This window comes from Myxococcus dinghuensis, from assembly GCF_024198235.1.
GTDB lineage: Bacteria > Myxococcota > Myxococcia > Myxococcales > Myxococcaceae > Myxococcus > Myxococcus dinghuensis.
In genome coordinates this window covers 169,398-184,596 of the sequence record NZ_JAKCFB010000013.1, presented here as the reverse complement: position 1 = coordinate 184,596, position 15,199 = coordinate 169,398, and the positions used below count along the sequence as shown (strand labels likewise).

12 protein-coding genes are annotated in these 15,199 nt (G+C 73.3%); 11 read left to right on the top strand and 1 reads right to left on the bottom strand.

The genetic code is table 11. The features are described from left to right. Window positions 1–17: 17 nt before the first annotated feature. Window positions 18–1,421: an NAD-dependent succinate-semialdehyde dehydrogenase gene (locus LZ198_RS19365; protein ID WP_253973486.1), complete on the bottom strand. Its 1,404-nt coding sequence runs from the start codon at window positions 1,419–1,421 to the stop codon at window positions 18–20. 157 nt (window positions 1,422–1,578) lie between these two features. On the opposite strand from LZ198_RS19365, the gene LZ198_RS19360 reads away from it, so the two are divergent. The 11 genes from LZ198_RS19360 to LZ198_RS19310 all read left to right on the top strand — a co-directional run bounded on the left by LZ198_RS19360 (window position 1,579) and on the right by LZ198_RS19310 (window position 15,193). Then, complete coding sequence (locus LZ198_RS19360; protein ID WP_253973485.1) at window positions 1,579–3,315, top strand: sigma 54-interacting transcriptional regulator; 1,737 nt, start codon at window positions 1,579–1,581, stop codon at window positions 3,313–3,315. Window positions 3,316–3,541: 226 nt separating this feature from the next. After that, entirely contained in the window at window positions 3,542–4,261 is a 720-nt protein-coding gene (locus LZ198_RS19355) for a Dickkopf N-terminal cysteine-rich domain-containing protein (RefSeq protein ID WP_253973484.1), read from the top strand. Between the two features lie 85 nt (window positions 4,262–4,346). After that, entirely contained in the window at window positions 4,347–5,519 is a 1,173-nt protein-coding gene (locus LZ198_RS19350; RefSeq protein ID WP_253973513.1) for a hypothetical protein, read from the top strand. Window positions 5,520–5,569: 50 nt separating this feature from the next. Then, window positions 5,570–7,816 (top strand): serine/threonine-protein kinase, encoded by a 2,247-nt coding sequence (locus tag LZ198_RS19345; protein ID WP_253973511.1) that lies wholly within the window; start codon window positions 5,570–5,572, stop codon window positions 7,814–7,816. After that, complete coding sequence (locus LZ198_RS19340) at window positions 7,816–8,535, top strand: hypothetical protein (protein WP_253973483.1); 720 nt, start codon at window positions 7,816–7,818, stop codon at window positions 8,533–8,535. Before LZ198_RS19345 ends, LZ198_RS19340 begins: the two co-directional genes overlap by 1 nt. A gap of 71 nt (window positions 8,536–8,606) precedes the next feature. Continuing rightward, window positions 8,607–8,849, top strand: coding sequence for a hypothetical protein (locus tag LZ198_RS19335; RefSeq protein WP_253973482.1), 243 nt, complete (start codon window positions 8,607–8,609; stop codon window positions 8,847–8,849). Window positions 8,850–8,969: 120 nt separating this feature from the next. Continuing rightward, window positions 8,970–9,401, top strand: a complete 432-nt coding sequence (locus LZ198_RS19330; RefSeq protein ID WP_253973510.1) for an ExbD/TolR family protein — start codon at window positions 8,970–8,972, stop codon at window positions 9,399–9,401. Window positions 9,402–9,507: 106 nt separating this feature from the next. Further along, a complete protein-coding gene (locus LZ198_RS19325) occupies window positions 9,508–10,212 on the top strand; it encodes a phosphatase PAP2 family protein (protein ID WP_253973481.1) in 705 nt (234 codons plus the stop codon). Window positions 10,213–10,411: 199 nt separating this feature from the next. Beyond that, window positions 10,412–12,175: a histone deacetylase family protein gene (locus tag LZ198_RS19320; RefSeq protein WP_253973480.1), complete on the top strand. Its 1,764-nt coding sequence runs from the start codon at window positions 10,412–10,414 to the stop codon at window positions 12,173–12,175. A 41-nt stretch (window positions 12,176–12,216) separates the two neighbouring features. Beyond that, entirely contained in the window at window positions 12,217–12,876 is a 660-nt protein-coding gene (locus LZ198_RS19315) for an acyltransferase (protein ID WP_253973479.1), read from the top strand. 280 nt (window positions 12,877–13,156) lie between these two features. Continuing rightward, window positions 13,157–15,193, top strand: coding sequence for an ATP-binding protein (locus tag LZ198_RS19310; RefSeq protein WP_456094075.1), 2,037 nt, complete (start codon window positions 13,157–13,159; stop codon window positions 15,191–15,193). Window positions 15,194–15,199 lie beyond the last annotated feature (6 nt).

The window sequence follows — 15,199 nt, the reverse complement described above, 5'->3', positions numbered from 1 at the left end:
CACTGGGGGCGGGGGGGCTACTCGCTGAGGGGCCCCTTGGGCGCGGCGCCCGTCCCGGTGGCGACGCGCACCGTCTTCGCGTTGAGGAACTCGAAGAGGCCCAGGTCCGCCAGCTCGCGGCCGTGGCCCGAGTGCTTCACGCCGCCGAAGGGCAGCCGCGCGTCGGACACCACCATCTCGTTGACGAACACCATGCCCGCGTCGATGCCGTCGATGAAGCGGCGCTGCTCGGCCGCGTCGCGCGTCCAGACGCTGGCGCCCAGGCCGAAGGGCGTCGCGTTGGCCAGCTCCACCGCGTGCTCCACGTCCCGCGCGCGCAGCAGCGTGGCCACCGGGCCGAACAGCTCGTCGTGGAACGCGGGCGCCTGGGGCGGCGGGTCCGCGAGCACGGTGGGCGGGTAGAAGTTCCCGGGGCGCTCCAGCGGCTTGCCGCCGAGCAGCAGCCGCGCGCCGGCCTTCACGCTCGCCTCCACCTGCGCGTGCAGGCCCTTCAGGATGCCCTCGGTGGCCAGCGGGCCCACGTCCGTCTTCGGGTCCGCGGGGTCGCCCACGGTGACGCGCTTCATGCGCTCCACGAAGCGCCGCTCGAACTCCGCGGCGATGGGCTCGGCGACGATGAAGCGCTTGGCGGCGATGCAGGACTGGCCGTTGTTGATGAGGCGCGCGGCCACCGCCGTCTCCACCGCCTTGTCCAGGTCCGCGCTGGGCATGACGACGAACGGGTCGCTGCCGCCCAGCTCCAGCACCACCTTCTTGATGGCCTTGCCCGCCGCGGCGCCCACGGCGCGGCCCGCGGCCTCGCTGCCGGTGAGCGTCACCGCGCGCACGCGCGGGTCCTCGATGACGCGGTCCACGTCCGCCGTCTCGATGAGCAGCGCCTGGAAGGCGCCGGCCGGGAAGCCCGCCTGGAGGAACAGCTCCTCCAGCGCCAGCGCGCACTGGGGCACGTTGTGCGCGTGCTTGAGCAGGCCCACGTTGCCGGCCATCAGCGCGGGCGCGGCGAAGCGCACCACCTGCCAGAAGGGGAAGTTCCACGGCATGACGGCCAGCACCGGGCCCAGCGGCTGGTAGCGCACGAAGGCCGTGTCCCCGCCCACCTCCACCGGCCGGTCCTTGAGCAGCCCCTCCGCCTTCTGCACGTAGTAGCGGCAGGCCGTGGCGCACTTGCGCGCCTCCGCCTTGGCGGCCTCCAAGGGCTTGCCCATCTCCTCCGTCATGACGCGGCCGTAGCGGTCCGCCTCCGCGTCCAGCAGCTCCGCCGCGCGCCGCATCCACCGGGCCCGTTCGGCGAAGGACGTCTGGCGGTACGCGCGGAACGTGTCCGCCGCCAGCTGGAGCTTCAGGTCCAGCTCCACCGGCGTGAGGGCGGTGAAGGTGCGCAGCGTCTTGCCCGTCGTCGGGTCGATGGTGGCGATGGCCATGGCGGCTCCGGCTCCTCGAGAGGGCCCTGGTGATAGCAGCCGCCCGCGTGGAGACAATCCCCGCCTTTCGCGAGCGTCCGGCCCCGTACGTCCCGGGTCGCCGCCGGCGCATTCCTGATATGCGACGCGGGACACCCGCGCCTCCCGCGTCGCCGCCATGCCCCTCTTCCTCGTGCTCCCCGACGGCAGACGTCTCCCCCTGGACAAGCCGGTGGTCTCCATCGGCGCGGACGCCACCTGCGACGCGGTCCTCGCCGTCCCGGGCATCCGCCCGAGCCACGCCCTGCTGTTCCGCGATGGGCGCGGGTGGAGCGTGTCCGCCTCCGGCAAGGGCTGCGACGTGAAGGTGCGCGGCCGGCGCGTGGAGTCCGCGCCGCTGGAGCCGGGCGAGCGCTTCCGCGTGGGCCCCGTGGAGCTGGAGCTGGTGGAGTCCCTCCCGTCCGCGCCCCTCGCCCCGGAGGTCCCCCCGGGTGGGGGGCGCCTGGGCTCGGTGCTGTCGGAGCTGGCGTCGCGGCTGCTCGTGCAGCGCCCGCCGCTGGAGCTGCTGGAGCTGGTGATGCGGGGCATGGCGGACGCCGTGGGCGCGGACGTGGGGTTCCTCGTCACGGCGGACTCGCGGGAGGGGCCGCGGCGCGTGCTGTGCGCCACGGGGCCGGTGCCGGACGCGGCGGTGGCGGACAGCCTGGTGGAGCGGGTGCTGACGTCCGGCGCGCCGGTGCGCGTGGAGGACGTGCTGGCGGACGCGGTGCTGGCGCGGGCGCCCAGCGTGGAGGCGCTGCGGCTGTCCTCCGCGCTCGTGGTGCCGCTGCGCGTGGAGCAGGTGCCCCTGTCCGTGGTGTACCTGGGGCGGCGGCTGGGAGCGCGGCCCTTCTGCGCGCAGGCGCTCGAGGAGGCCATGGCGCTCTCCTCGCTGGCGGCGCTGCTGCTGTCCACGCGGCGGGAGCTGACGGAGCTGCGCGCGCAGCTGGAGGGCTTCACCCGGCGCATCGAGGCGGCGACCTTCGAGGGGCTCATCGGAGAATCGCCGCCCATGCGCGCCCTGTACCGGCAGGTGGAGCGGCTGGGGCCCACGCCGCTCAACGTGCTCATCCAGGGCGAGACGGGCACGGGCAAGGAGCTGGTGGCGCGGGCGCTCCACCGGCGCAGCGGCCGGCGCGGGCGGCTGGTCACCGTCCACTGCGCGGCGCTGCCGGAGAGCCTCATCGAGCGCGAGCTGTTCGGCCACGCGCGCGGCGCCTTCACCGGCGCGGGCGCGGAGCGGGCGGGGCTGGTGGAGGCGGCGGACGGCGGCACGCTCTTCCTGGACGAGATTGGCGACATGCCGCTGTCGCTCCAGACGCGGCTGCTGCGCGTGGTGCAGGAGCGCGAGGTGACGCGGCTGGGGGAGCACGTGCCGCGCAAGGTGGACGTGCGCGTGGTGTCCGCGACGCACGTCTCGCTGGTGGACGCGGTGGAGCGGGGCGCCTTCCGCGCCGACCTGCGCTTCCGGTTGGAGGAGGTGCGCGTGGACGTGCCCGCCCTGCGCGAGCGCGAGGACGACGTGCTGCTCATCGCCCACCACGTGCTGGCGCAGGAGGGCCGCCGCGCGCACGGCTTCACCCAGAAGGCCGCCGAGGCCCTGCGCGGCCACCCCTTCCCGGGCAACGTGCGCGAACTCGTCTCCCGCGTGCGCCGCGCGGCCATCCTCGCCAAGGGCGAGCTGCTGGGGGGCGACGACCTGGAGCTGGGCGGCGACACCGCCGTCATGGTGCCGCTGGAGGAGGCCCGCGACGCCTTCGTCCAGCGCTACGTGCGCGAGGCCATCGCCCGGTGCGGCGGCAGCAAGAAGGACGCGGCGGCGGCGCTCGGCATCGGGCTGCGCTCCTTGTTCCGGTACCTGGGCGAGGGGGACTGACAGGCCGCCTCCTCTGGAGGCTCCGGGAGCGTGCCAGTCCTGGCACGTTTCCCTCCGTCGTCGCGCCCCCCGGGGGCCCTGGTGTCACGCAACCCCGTGGAATCGCGGCGGTTCAGGGCTCCGACGTGGCCGGGCACGCCGGTTGCGAAGGGGGAGGGACACGCCGCGGTGGCCTGGCCGCCGCGCTGATTCCCGAACCTGAACCGGACGGATGGAGACGACGAACATGAAGCACGTGGCGATGGCCTTCTTGATGGCGCTGGCGGTGGTGGGTTGTGGCGAGACGAAGGACGACGACGAGCCCGGCCCCCAGGCCGAGAGCTTCCTGTGCAGCGCGAACAAGCCCTGCCCCTCCGGGCAGTTCTGCTTCAACGGCCTGTGTGCCATCGGCTGCCAGTCCGACGACAACTGTTCCAAGGACCAGTACTGCGACACCAAGGACACCGGGACCGCGGTCTCCTATTGCAAGAGCCGGACGGTGCCGACCTGCACCGGCGACAGCCAGTGCCTGAGCAACCAGATGTGCGTGGAGGGCCTGTGCAGCCTGCGTCCGCCCTCCAACCCGCCCTCGTGCGACGCGGACGCGACGGACGGCAAGGACGGCTGTGACGCCTACTCCGTCTGCCTCGAGGGCGACGAGTCGAAGGCCCAGCAGCCGTACTGCGCGAACTTCGCGCCCTGCTCGGTGGACGGCATGTGCCCGGTGGGCCTGGGCGGCGCGGTGTGCAACGACGGCTACCTGGCGAACAAGGCCCGCTTCTGCATGCAGGGCCTCTGCCGCGAGAACAGCAACTGCCCCTCGTCGTGGAGCTGCGTGAAGCCCTTCACCAACGCGGTCCTCGGCTTCTGCAGCCCGGGCGCCTTCGGCTTCCCCTGCACGGAGAACGCGCACTGTGTCAGCGGTCAGTGCTTCGCGGCGCCCGGCTTCATGGGCACCTGCATGTAGTGGTGGGTTGGGCGACTCACCTGCCCCCCTCGTCTCGCGGGTTGGAGGCGAGGGGGGCTCTCCGTCTAGAGTCGCCCGGGCCTTGGTGAACCGCCGCCTCCGTCCGTTCCTGTTGCCCGCCGTGGGCGCCTTCCTGTGGTTGCTCACGTCGGGGTGTCCGCTCGACATCCGCGCCCGCTGCGACGAGGTGAACGTCTGCGCCCAGGGGCAGGCCTGCGACGAGGGGGCGTGTGTCCCCATCGACGGGATGTGGGTCGGCTCCGGGTGCATCTTCGCCGACGACTGCGGGCCGGGTTACGTGTGCAACCGCTCCTGGCTCGGCGGGTACTGCACGCTGGAGTGCTCCCAGTCGGTGCCGTGTCCGGGAGGCAGCGTCTGCGCGGTGAACCTGGGGGTGTGTTTCAAGTCCTGCGACCTGGGCTGTGATCGCCTGAACCAGGAGTGCATGCAGATTCCCGGCGAGTCCGTGCCGCTCCGGGCCTGCATGCCGACCTGGGAGTGCGAGGGGTCGGCCTGTCCGGATGCCGGTGCGGACGCTGGAATGGACGGCGGTACGGACGGCGGTTGCACGGGGGCGTCCTGCGGTGACGGGGGCGTGGACGGTGGCTGTACCGGAGGGGCCTGCCAGGACGGAGGCTCCGACGGGGGGTGCTCGGGGGCGGGCTGCCAGGACGGAGGCTCCGACGGGGGCGGCTCCGACGGAGGTTGTTCGGGGACGGGCTGCCAGGATGGCGGCACGGAGGTGTGTGGGGGGACCGTCGAGCTGGGCGGGTCCTGTTCGCGCGCCTGTGAGTGCAAGACGCCCGGGGCGGGCTGTGACGGCAGGGTCTGCACGCTGACGTGCTCGACGGACTTCCAGTGCCCGGTGGGCCGGCGCTGCAGGCAGTCCCAGTGCGAGGTGGGACCCCGGTTGGGAGAGGGGTGCACCAGCTCCCTGGAGTGCACGACCGTCGCGAACTGCCATCCGACGCGTCGGCGATGCGAGGAGTCGTGCAATCCCCAGGCGGGAGGGGGAATCTGCCTGTCGGAGGGCTACCGCTGCGCGTCGGATTCGGTGTGCGTGGAGGCCTGTTCGGACGCGCCGACGACGGTGGGACGGACTTGCGAGAATTCGCTGGATTGCGCCCGGTGCGGCGAGTGTCTGCCGTCGGACCAGGGGTTGCGTTGCCGCCAGCTCTGCGCTCGGGACAGTGACTGTCCGGGAGGGGCGGCGGGGGCCTGCGAGGTGGTCGGACGCGCCCGGGCCTGCCGGCTGTAGCCGGGGGGCGGGTTGCTCGCGGGCGGCGGCTCCCGGAGAATGCCCGGGTGATGACGGGTGAAGTGCTCGCAGGCCGCTACCGACTCGAGCGGGAGTTGGGGCGTGGGGGGATGGCCACGGTGTTCCTGGCCACGGACCTGCGATTGTCGCGCCCGGTGGCGCTGAAGCGGATGCACCCTGGAGGGGGCTCGGGTCGCGCGGAGCGCTTCCGCCGGGAGGCCGAGCTGGCCGCGTCGCTGCGCCACCCCAACGTCCTGGAGGTCCATGACTTCGGAGAGGACGGCGCGCAGGGGCCGTTCCTCGTCTGCGAGTGGGTCCAGGGCGAGGACCTGCGCGCGTTGGCTGGACGGCTGGCGCCGGTGCCCCCCGAGGCGGCGATGGTGCTGGGGTGGGAGCTGGCGCGCGCGCTGGCCGCGGCCCATGCGCGGGGCATCGTCCACCGGGACGTGAAGCCGGAGAACGTGCTGGTCGCCTCGGGCGGGCCGTTGAAGCTGGCGGACTTCGGGTTGGCGGCGCTGGAGGACCAGGAGCGGTTGACGAGCACCGGGGCGGTGACGGGCTCGCTGCCGTACATGGCCCCCGAGCGCATCGACACCGGGGCGTTCTCGCCGGCGTCGGATGTGTACGCGGTGGGGGTCATCCTGTTCGAGCTGTGCGTGGGGCGCACGCCCCACGAGGGCCGGGGCGCGGCGCACCTGGCCGCGTCGGTGATGTCGAAGGACGCGCCGAGCCTGTCCGAGTTCTTGCCCGCGCTCCCCGAGCCGCTGGTGGCCCTGGTGGCGCGCTGTCTGGCGAGGGACCCGAGGGACCGGCCGGAGGACGGCGCGGCGCTGGACGGGGCGCTCGCGGAGGTGCTGGGGCGGCACGTCGGCCCCCCGGCCGAGGTGTCGCGTGCGTTCCTGGGCGAGCCGACGACCGTCGCCGCGCGGTGGCGGCGGGAGCGCTTCGAGCGGCTGCTGGCCGAGGGGCGGGCGTTGTTGTCACGCGGGGAGGGGGCGCGGGCGGCGCGGGTGCTCAACGCGGCCCTGGTGTTGGAGCCGGGGTCCGCCGAGGTGATGGCGCTGCTCCGCGAGCGGCCGAGGCAGCCGAGATGGAAGGGGCTCGCCGTCGGGGCGGGAGTCGCGGCTTGTGTCGCGGCGGGGTGGGGCGTGTGGGCGGTGCGGTCCGGGGGCGAGGCGGATTCCCTGGCGCCTGGAGTCGGGGCGTCGTCGCGCGGTGAGACTGCGCCCGTGCGTTCCGGCGCCATGTCGGCGATGTCGGGAGAGGATGGGCGTCCGACGCAAGAGGCGCTTGGCGGAGCAGCGAGGGGCGCCGCGATGGGGATGGGGAGTTCGCCCGCTCCAGGTGGTGAGCGCCCAGCGGAGGGGCTTGCGAGGCAGGGTGCCGCTGGCGATGACGCTCGCGGACGCACTGGCACGGGTCCGAGCCCATCGTCTGGCGGGACGCCGGAGGTCGGTGTGGTCGCCGAGCAGGAGCCAGCGAGTACGCCGCTCGCTGGAGCACTCGTCGAGCCGAGCCCATCGCGTGTCGACGCTTCGGGAGCAGTCACTGGGACGAGCGCGTCACGCGTCGGAACGTCGGACCTCGGTGTGGCTGCCGGTCAGGACCCATCGCGTGTCGGGCCTTCAAGTGCGGTCGTGTCGCCCGTCGGGACGTCGGACCTCCGCACCGTTCGAGGGGCCCCTTCACCTCGTGACGCGGCTCGAGGCACGGAGCGGGTTCGAGGCGCGCGTCCGGAGACGACGGGCGCGGCCGCGGACGGTTCCGCCACTCCATCACGAACGGATTCACCGAAGGGAACGCAACCTGGTGCGGCGAACCTGGCCACGTCAGGGGTCGGCGCTTCCCCCACCGCCAGCGTCTCCGAGCCCGCGCGTCCCGGAGTGCTGCGTGTCACCGCGCGCCCCTGGGCCGAGGTGTTCGTGGACGGAGCGAGCCGAGGCTACACGCCCCGGGTCCGCGACCTGTCGCTGCCAGCGGGGACGTACCGGCTGCGCTTCGCGCACCCCCTCTGCGACGCGGTCGAGCTGGACGTGACGCTCGCGCCCGGCGAGACGGTGGCGCGCGACGTGACGCTGACGCCCCGGAGGGCGGAGCTGGTCGTCGTCGCTCCGGCGGGGGCTCGACTCTTCCTGGATGGTCGGGAGGTCGGTGTCGCGCCGCTCGCGGCTCCGTTGAGCGTCGAGCATGGCCGACACACCCTCACGGCGCGCGCGCCCGGCGTGCCGGTCCTTCAACGTGAGGTGGACGTGGTGGCGGGTCGTCGGATGAACGTGACGCTGGAGGTGACGCCGTGATGAGCGCCACGTGGTTTCTGCTGATGCTCGCGGCCTCGCCGCTGGACCCCGCGAGGGAGTCCTACCAGTCCGGCGAGCTGCCCCGGGCCCGCACCGAGCTGGAGTCGCTCCTCTATCCGCTGCGGCTGGAGGGCGACGCGCTCGAGGCCGAGGCCCACCTGCTGCTCGCGGCCACGTACCACGCACAGGAGGAGCTGCCCCGCGCGGAGGACGAGGTCGTGCGCGCGCTGGCCGCTCGCGAGGACTCCGCGCTGGACCCGCTGCTGTATCCCCCGGACTTCATCGCCTTCGTGGGCCGCACGCGCGCCGCGCACCAGACGCGCATCGCGGAGCTCGCCGCCGAACGGCGTCCCCGCCTGCTGCCGCCGCCAACGTCCCTCACGGAGAACCCGGCGACGGTCCCGCTGGCCCCCACCGTGTCCCGCGCGTGGTACCTGGCGCCCCTCGGCGTGGGGCACCTCAAGCATGGTCGCTCGGGGAAGGGGGTGGCGCTGGCGGTGACCCAGGGCGTGGGGCTCGCGGTGGCGGGAATCTCGCTGCAATCGGCGCTCTCGCTGCGGGGGCCGGACGGGCGCTACGACGTGGGCGACGTGGACCGCGCGCGGTCGTTCAACACGGCCTATCTCATCGGCGCGTATGCGTTCGCGGCGGCCTATGCGTATGGTGTCCTGGATGGACTCGTGCTGACGCCCGCACCGCCTGCCCGGCCGGACCGCTGAGGAGCGGGCGGCTCGATTATCGTGTCGCGCGGCCCGCGTTTAGGTGCGAGGGACGTGCCAGGGAGAACGCCATGACCACCGACCTCATCCGCGAGCGCCGCTTCAACCCCATCGTCGCGGGGCTCCTCTCGTTCTTCTTCCCGGGGCTGGGGCAGCTCTACAAGGGCCAGCTCTTCCGGGCCATCCTCTGGTTCTGCTTCGTCGGCGTGGGCTACTGGTTCTTCTTCTTCCCGGGCCTGGCGCTGCACTTCTTCTGCGTGCTCGGCGCGGCGTTCGGCAGCGGCGGACAGGACCGGGTGCGCCTGGCGCGATAGCGCCGCGTGTCCCGCCGCCCATGACGAAACGATGACCCGACCCGGGACGCGCGTCGGCCAAGAAGCCCGCGCGTCCAGGTACCCATGGAGCTGTTCCCTTCCTGCAAGGAGCAGCCGTTCATGGGGATGTCCGCGGGTGGTCGAGGCGGCGTGAAGAGCGACATCAACGTCACGCCCCTGGTCGATGTGGTGCTGGTCCTCCTCATCATCTTCATGGTGGTGACCCCGAAGCTGATGCGCGGCGAGGCGGTGGAGCTGCCCAAGGCGACCCAGGTCGAGGAAGGGGACAAGTCCGATCCCGTGGTCCTCTCGGTGACGCCGGAGCGGGTGTTCTACGTCGAGAAGGACCGCTACCCGGACACGGTGAGCTTCCAGCGACGGTTGACCGAGGAACACCTCGAGAATCCCGAGCGCCGCTTCCTCCTCAAGGGCGACCAGTCCCTGTCCACCCGGGACGTGCTCCAGGTCATGAAGCTGGCGAAGGCGGCGGGCGTGAAGCACGTGGCGCTCGCGGTGGTGAAGCCCCAGGGGGCGGCGACCCCCGCCCCTTGAGCGACTCGCCCCTGGAGCGCGGCGGACACGGCGTGGCGTGGCGGGCGCATCCCGCCTCGCGACGTGGCATGGTGCCGCTCCTATGTGGCGGGGTCTCTGGGCGCGGATGTCCCGACAGAACGTGGCGGTGACGCGGCTCTATGGGCTGTTGCTGCTCCTGGGCGTGTGCTGCCTGGGCTTCATCGCCCTGTCGGACGAGGTGACGGAGGGCGAGACGCAGGACTTCGACGAGCGCGTCCTGCGCGCGCTGCGCAGCCCCGACGACCCGTCGACGCCGCGAGGCCCCCGCTGGCTGCGCGTCGCCGCCCAGGACGTGACGGCGCTGGGGGGCGCGCCGGTGCTGGTCCTGATGACGGTCTGCGTCTGCGGCTTCCTGCTCCTGGCGCGGCGCTACCGGACGCTGATGCTGGTGCTGGCGGCGACCGTGGGCGGCACGCTGCTCAACGGCCTGCTCAAGCGGTTCTTCGCGAGGCCCCGGCCGTCGGTGGTGCCGCACCTGACGGAGGTGATGACGACGAGCTTCCCCAGCGGCCACGCCATGCTGTCCGCCACGGTGTACCTGACGCTGGGCGCGCTGCTGGCGCAGCTCACCGAACGTCGCCGCCTCAAGGCGTACCTGCTCGCGGTGTCGCTGCTGCTGTCGTGCCTGGTGGGCCTGTCGCGCGTGTACCTGGGCGTCCACTACCCCACGGACGTGCTGGGGGGCTGGGTGGCGGGGTTGGCCTGGGCGCTCGTCACCGCGCTCGTGGCGCGTGCGCTGCGGCGTCGCAGCCCCGCGCTCCAGGAGGAGACGCGGCGTCCCGTGGAATGAGGACCGTGTCCGCAAGCCTCCCTGTCCAGCGTACCGGCGGGCAGCGTTCGGGAGGGAAGCGAATCCCTGGTACCCGCGCCCGCTCGAAAAGTGTCCCCACCGGGCGCGCGCTGGGCGAAGCTCGCCGCCCCGTGCGTCGTCTTCCCCGCCCAGCCCGCTCGAAACCGCCGACCTCCTCCGCGCGCGCGAGGGGCCACGGATGAGCGTGTGGCGCGGGATGAAGCGGTGGCTGCTGACGCTGGGCAGTGAGTCGGTCCCCATCTTCTACGACGAGGCCTACCGGCTGCCGCTCACCGGCATCGAGTCCACCGTCGGCGTCGAGCCGCGCGGCGTGGACTTCACCACCTGGTATCTGCTGGAGAAGCGCGTGGTGCGGCCAGAGGACGTCTACCGCCCGCTCCCGGTGAGCTACGCGGAGCTGTCCCGCGTCCACACCGCCACGTACCTCGAGTCGCTCGGCCGTCCGGAGACGCTGGCCCGCATCTACGCGGTGGACCCGTCCGAGGTGCCGGTGGACACGCTGCTGTCCTACGTGCGCCTCGTCTGCGGGGGCACCCTGGGCGCCGCGCGGCTGGCCTTCGGTCGCCGGGGCCCCGTGGTGAACATGGCGGGCGGCTTCCACCACGCGGCCCCGGACCGGGGCGGCGGCTTCTGCGCCGTCAACGACATCGCCGTGGCGCTCGCCACCCTGAACGCCGACGGCTTCGAGGGCCGCGCCGTGGTGCTGGACCTGGACGCGCACCCGCCGGACGGGACGGCCGCGTGCCTCGCGGGCCACGCCAACGTGTGGATCGGCTCGCTGTCCGGCAGCGACTGGGGCGTGCTGCCCGAGGGCGTGGACGAGACGCTCGTGCCCCACGACGTCGACGACGCCCGCTACCTGGCGCTGCTCGACGGCCTGCTGTCGCGCATGCCCACGCCGGACCTGGCCTTCGTCATCGCGGGCGGCGACGTGCTGGGCGGCGACCGCTTCGGCCGCGTGGGGCTGACGCTCGAGGGCGCGCGGCGCCGCGACCTGATGCTCGCGCGGGCGCTGCGCGGCGTGCCCAGCGTGTGGCTCCCGGGCGGCGGCTACCACGCGGACGCGTGGAAGGTGTACGCGGGCACGGTGCTCGCGCTGGCGGGCATGGGCAGCCGCCCCATCAAGGCGAAGTACGACCCGCTCAGCGCCCACTTCCGCCGCGTCTCCCGGCTCCTGTCCCAGGAGGAGGGCGCGGCGCTCGAGGAGCCGCTGACGCTGGAGGACCTGGAGGGCTCGCTCGGCTTCGGCGGCGCCATCCAGCCCCGCGTGCTGGGCTACTACACGGCGCAGTCGCTGGAGTACGCGCTGTTCCGCTACGGCCTCCTGGGCCACATCGAGCGGCTGGGCTACCACCGGCCCCGCGTGGAGGTGGGCTCCACCGGCGTGGGGGACCGCATCAAGGTGCTGGGCCGCGCGGGCGGCGAGGAGCACCTGCTGGTCGACGCCGTGGTGGAGCGGCGCACCCTCGCCGGCGCGCCCTTCCTCTTCGTCAACTGGCTGAGCCTGCGCCACCCGCGCGCGCGCTTCAGCGAGCACCGCCCGCGCCTGCCCGGCCAGGACGTGCCGGGCCTGGGCCTGTCGCGCGAGGCGACGGAGATGTTCGTGCTCATGGCCCGCCGGCTGGGGCTGGCGGGCGTGGCGTCGCGGCCCATGTGGTACCACCTGGCCGTGGTGGCCCGGGAGCGCTTCCGCTTCGTGGACCCCGCGCGCCAGGGGCGCTTCGAGGCGATGATGCGCGACCTCGCCGCGCTGCCCCTCGTGGAGGCCACGCGGCTGGTGGCCGACGGGCGCATCCTCCTCGACGGGGAGCCCTACCGCTGGGAGCCGGACGACCTGGTGCTGTGGCTGGACCCCCCGGCCGTGGACGTGGAGGCCGTCGCCCGGGAGCGGGAGCGCTGCCACTTCACGGTGGAGGAGGCGTCGCGGGGCCTGGGGGCGTGAAGGGCGCCTCGCGCGCCGCCGGGGCGTGGTAGGCAGGAGGCGTGGACCTGGACGCGCTTCGCCGGGAGCAGCACAAGCTCCGGCTCTCCTGGATGCCGTGGCTCTACTTCTCGCTCAAGCCCCGCCACCGCGAGTGGGCGGAGGCCTGGCAGCGCGAGGTGCAGCAGCGGCTCAGGGACCTGGAGACCGTCCAGCTTGCCGAGGGCTGCTTCATCGCCCCGGAGGCCCGCATCTTCGCCGAGCCCGGGCGCACCGTCGTCATCGGCCCCGGGTGCAGCATCGCCGCGGACGCCTTCGTCCACGGGCCGGTGGTGCTGGCGGCGGGGGTGAGCCTCAACGCGCGCGTCAGCCTGGACGGCGGCGCGGCGGGCATCCGCATCGGCGAGGGGTCCCGCATCGCCACCGGGGCCACCCTCTACGCGTTCGACCATGGCCTGTCGCCCGACCGTCCCGTGAGCGAACAGCCCGTCACGTCCCGGGGCATCACCGTGGGCGCGGATGTGTGGATAGGTGCCAACGCCGGGGTGACGGACGGGGTCACGGTGGGGGACCACGCCGTCGTCGGCATGGGCGCCATCGTCACCCGGGACGTGCCGCCGTGGGCCATCGTCGGCGGCGTCCCGGCGCGGGTGCTGGGGGACCGTCGCCAGCGCAGGCGCTCGGGTGCCCCGGGAGGGTGGGAGCCCGAAGAACCGAAGTGACCCTACTCCGCCTTCATTGACTTCCCGACATTCGCCGGTTCTATGCTGGAGGCGACGTCGCCTCTGGGAGGGGAACAGGTGTGGGTCAGGCTCCTGGCGGCCGTGTGCGCTGTCGGGACACCGCCCCCTCTTTCCGAGGGCGCAGGAGGCCGAAGTGGCAGACGAGCGGCGGGAGATGGGGCGCGAGGTGGTCCCCGCATCGATTCCCGAGGCGAGCGCCGGGGGGCTGGGCATCCCCGGCCCGCTGCCATTCGCTGCCGCCGTGGACGGTGGGCCTTCGATGGCGCGCCGTCTGGACGCGCTGGAGGGGCTGCTCAGCGAGGTGGTGTTCCAACTCGATGGGGGTGGCGCCATCTGCTACCTCGGGCCGGGCTGGGAGCGGCTGACGGGGACGCTGGGGGCGGCGTGGCACGGGCGGACGTTCCTGGACGTGGTGCACCCGGAGGACCGGGAGTCGGCGCGCGCGGTGCTGGAGGCGGTGGCCGCCCAGCGCGTGGCGGCGTCCCGCGACGAGGTGCGGCTCTGGGTGGGGGAGGGCGTTCGCTGGGTGGTGCTCAGCATGCGCGCGGTGCCCGGGGTGCCCGGGGAGGTGGTGGGCACGCTCCTGGACGTGAGCTCCCGGCGGCAGGCGGAGGAGGCGGTCGCCACGCGTGAGCGCTACCTGGAGGCGATGGTGGAGGTGCAGCGGCGGATGATGCCGCACCAGTTGCCCCTGGACCTGTACTCCTCCGTGGTGGAGCCGCTGGGCAAGGTGTCCGCGGCCAGCCGCGTGTACGTCTTCGAGATGCACCGGGACGAGCGCGGCGCGGTGCTGGCCTCGCAGCGCGCGGAGTGGTGCGAGCCGGGCGTGGCGCCGAACCTGGAGGACCCGAACATGCACGGCCTCCCGCTGCTGGAGGCCCTGCGGCCGGAGCAGGCCGCGACGCTGATGCGGGGCGAGCCGGTGCAGGGGTTGCCGCGGGACTTCACGCCGATGCTCGCGCCCATGCTGGACGAGCAGGGTGTCCGTTCGGTGCTGCTGATTCCGCTGCACGTCCACGGGCAGTTGTTCGGGGTCATCGGCTTCGACAACTGCCGCGAGGCGCGGCCCTGGGGCCACATCGAGGTGAACCTGCTGTCCGGCGCGGCGGGCACGTTGTCGCTGGCGCTGGAGCAGCGGATGGACAAGGCGCTGCGCGTGCGCACGGAGACGACGCTGCGGCGCACGGAGGCGGGGGTCCACCTGCTCATCGAGGCGTTCCCGGACCCGGTGATGGTGCACGTGGGGGACGGGGTGTTGTTGTCGGTGAACCCGGCGCTCACGCAGTACCTGGGCTACCGCGAGCCGGTGGAGCTGGTGGGCCGGCACGTGCTGGAGCTGGTGCGGGCGGAGGACCGGGGCGCGGCGGAGCTGTACCTGGGGCAGGCGGTGGACGGGAAGCACGCGTCGCGGGCGGTGGAGGTGCCGCTGATTCGCAGCGACGGCGCCACGGTGGTGGCGGACCTGGTGACGCTGGCGGTGGTGTTCGACGGGTCGCCCGCGTGGGTGACGGTGGCGCGGGACGTCACCGAGCGCAAGCGCAGCCAGGCGCAGCTCATCCTCGCGGACCGCATGGCCTCCATGGGCCTGCTCGCGGCGGGCATCGCGCACGAGTTGAACAACCCGCTGGCGTACGTGTTGTCCAACCTGGACTTCCTGCACGCGACGGTGGGGCCGAGGGCGCGCCCGCTGACGCCGGACGACCTGGTGGAGTGCCGGCAGGTGCTGGACGACGCGCGCGAGGGCGCGGAGCGGATGCGGCAGATCGTCCGCCAGTTGCGGGTGTTCTCGCGGGTGGAGGACACGCGCGAGGAGCCGGTGGACCTGCACCGGGTGTTGGACTCGGTGATTCAGATGGCGGCCAGCGAGGTGCGTCCGCGGGCGCGGCTGGTGAAGACCTACGGCGCGGTGCCGCCGGTGCGTGGCAACGAGGGGAAGTTGTTCCAGGTGTTCCTGAACCTGGTCATCAACGCGGCGCACGCCATCGAGGAAGGACAGTCGGAGACGAACGAGATTCGCATCACCACGCGGCCGGAGGAGGGGGCGCGGGTGATGGTGGAGGTGCGGGACACGGGCGGGGGCATTCCGCCGGAGCACCTGCGGCGCATCTTCGACCCGTTCTTCACGACGAAGTCGGCGGGGCTGGGGACGGGGCTGGGGTTGTCCATCTGCGACACCATCGTCACGGCGCTGGGGGGCCACATCTCCGTGGAGTCCTCGGTGGGCGTGGGCACCACGTTCCGTGTCGCCCTCCACATCGCGCCCCCCCACGCCTCGGCGGCGAATCCGGGGATGTGAGCGGCC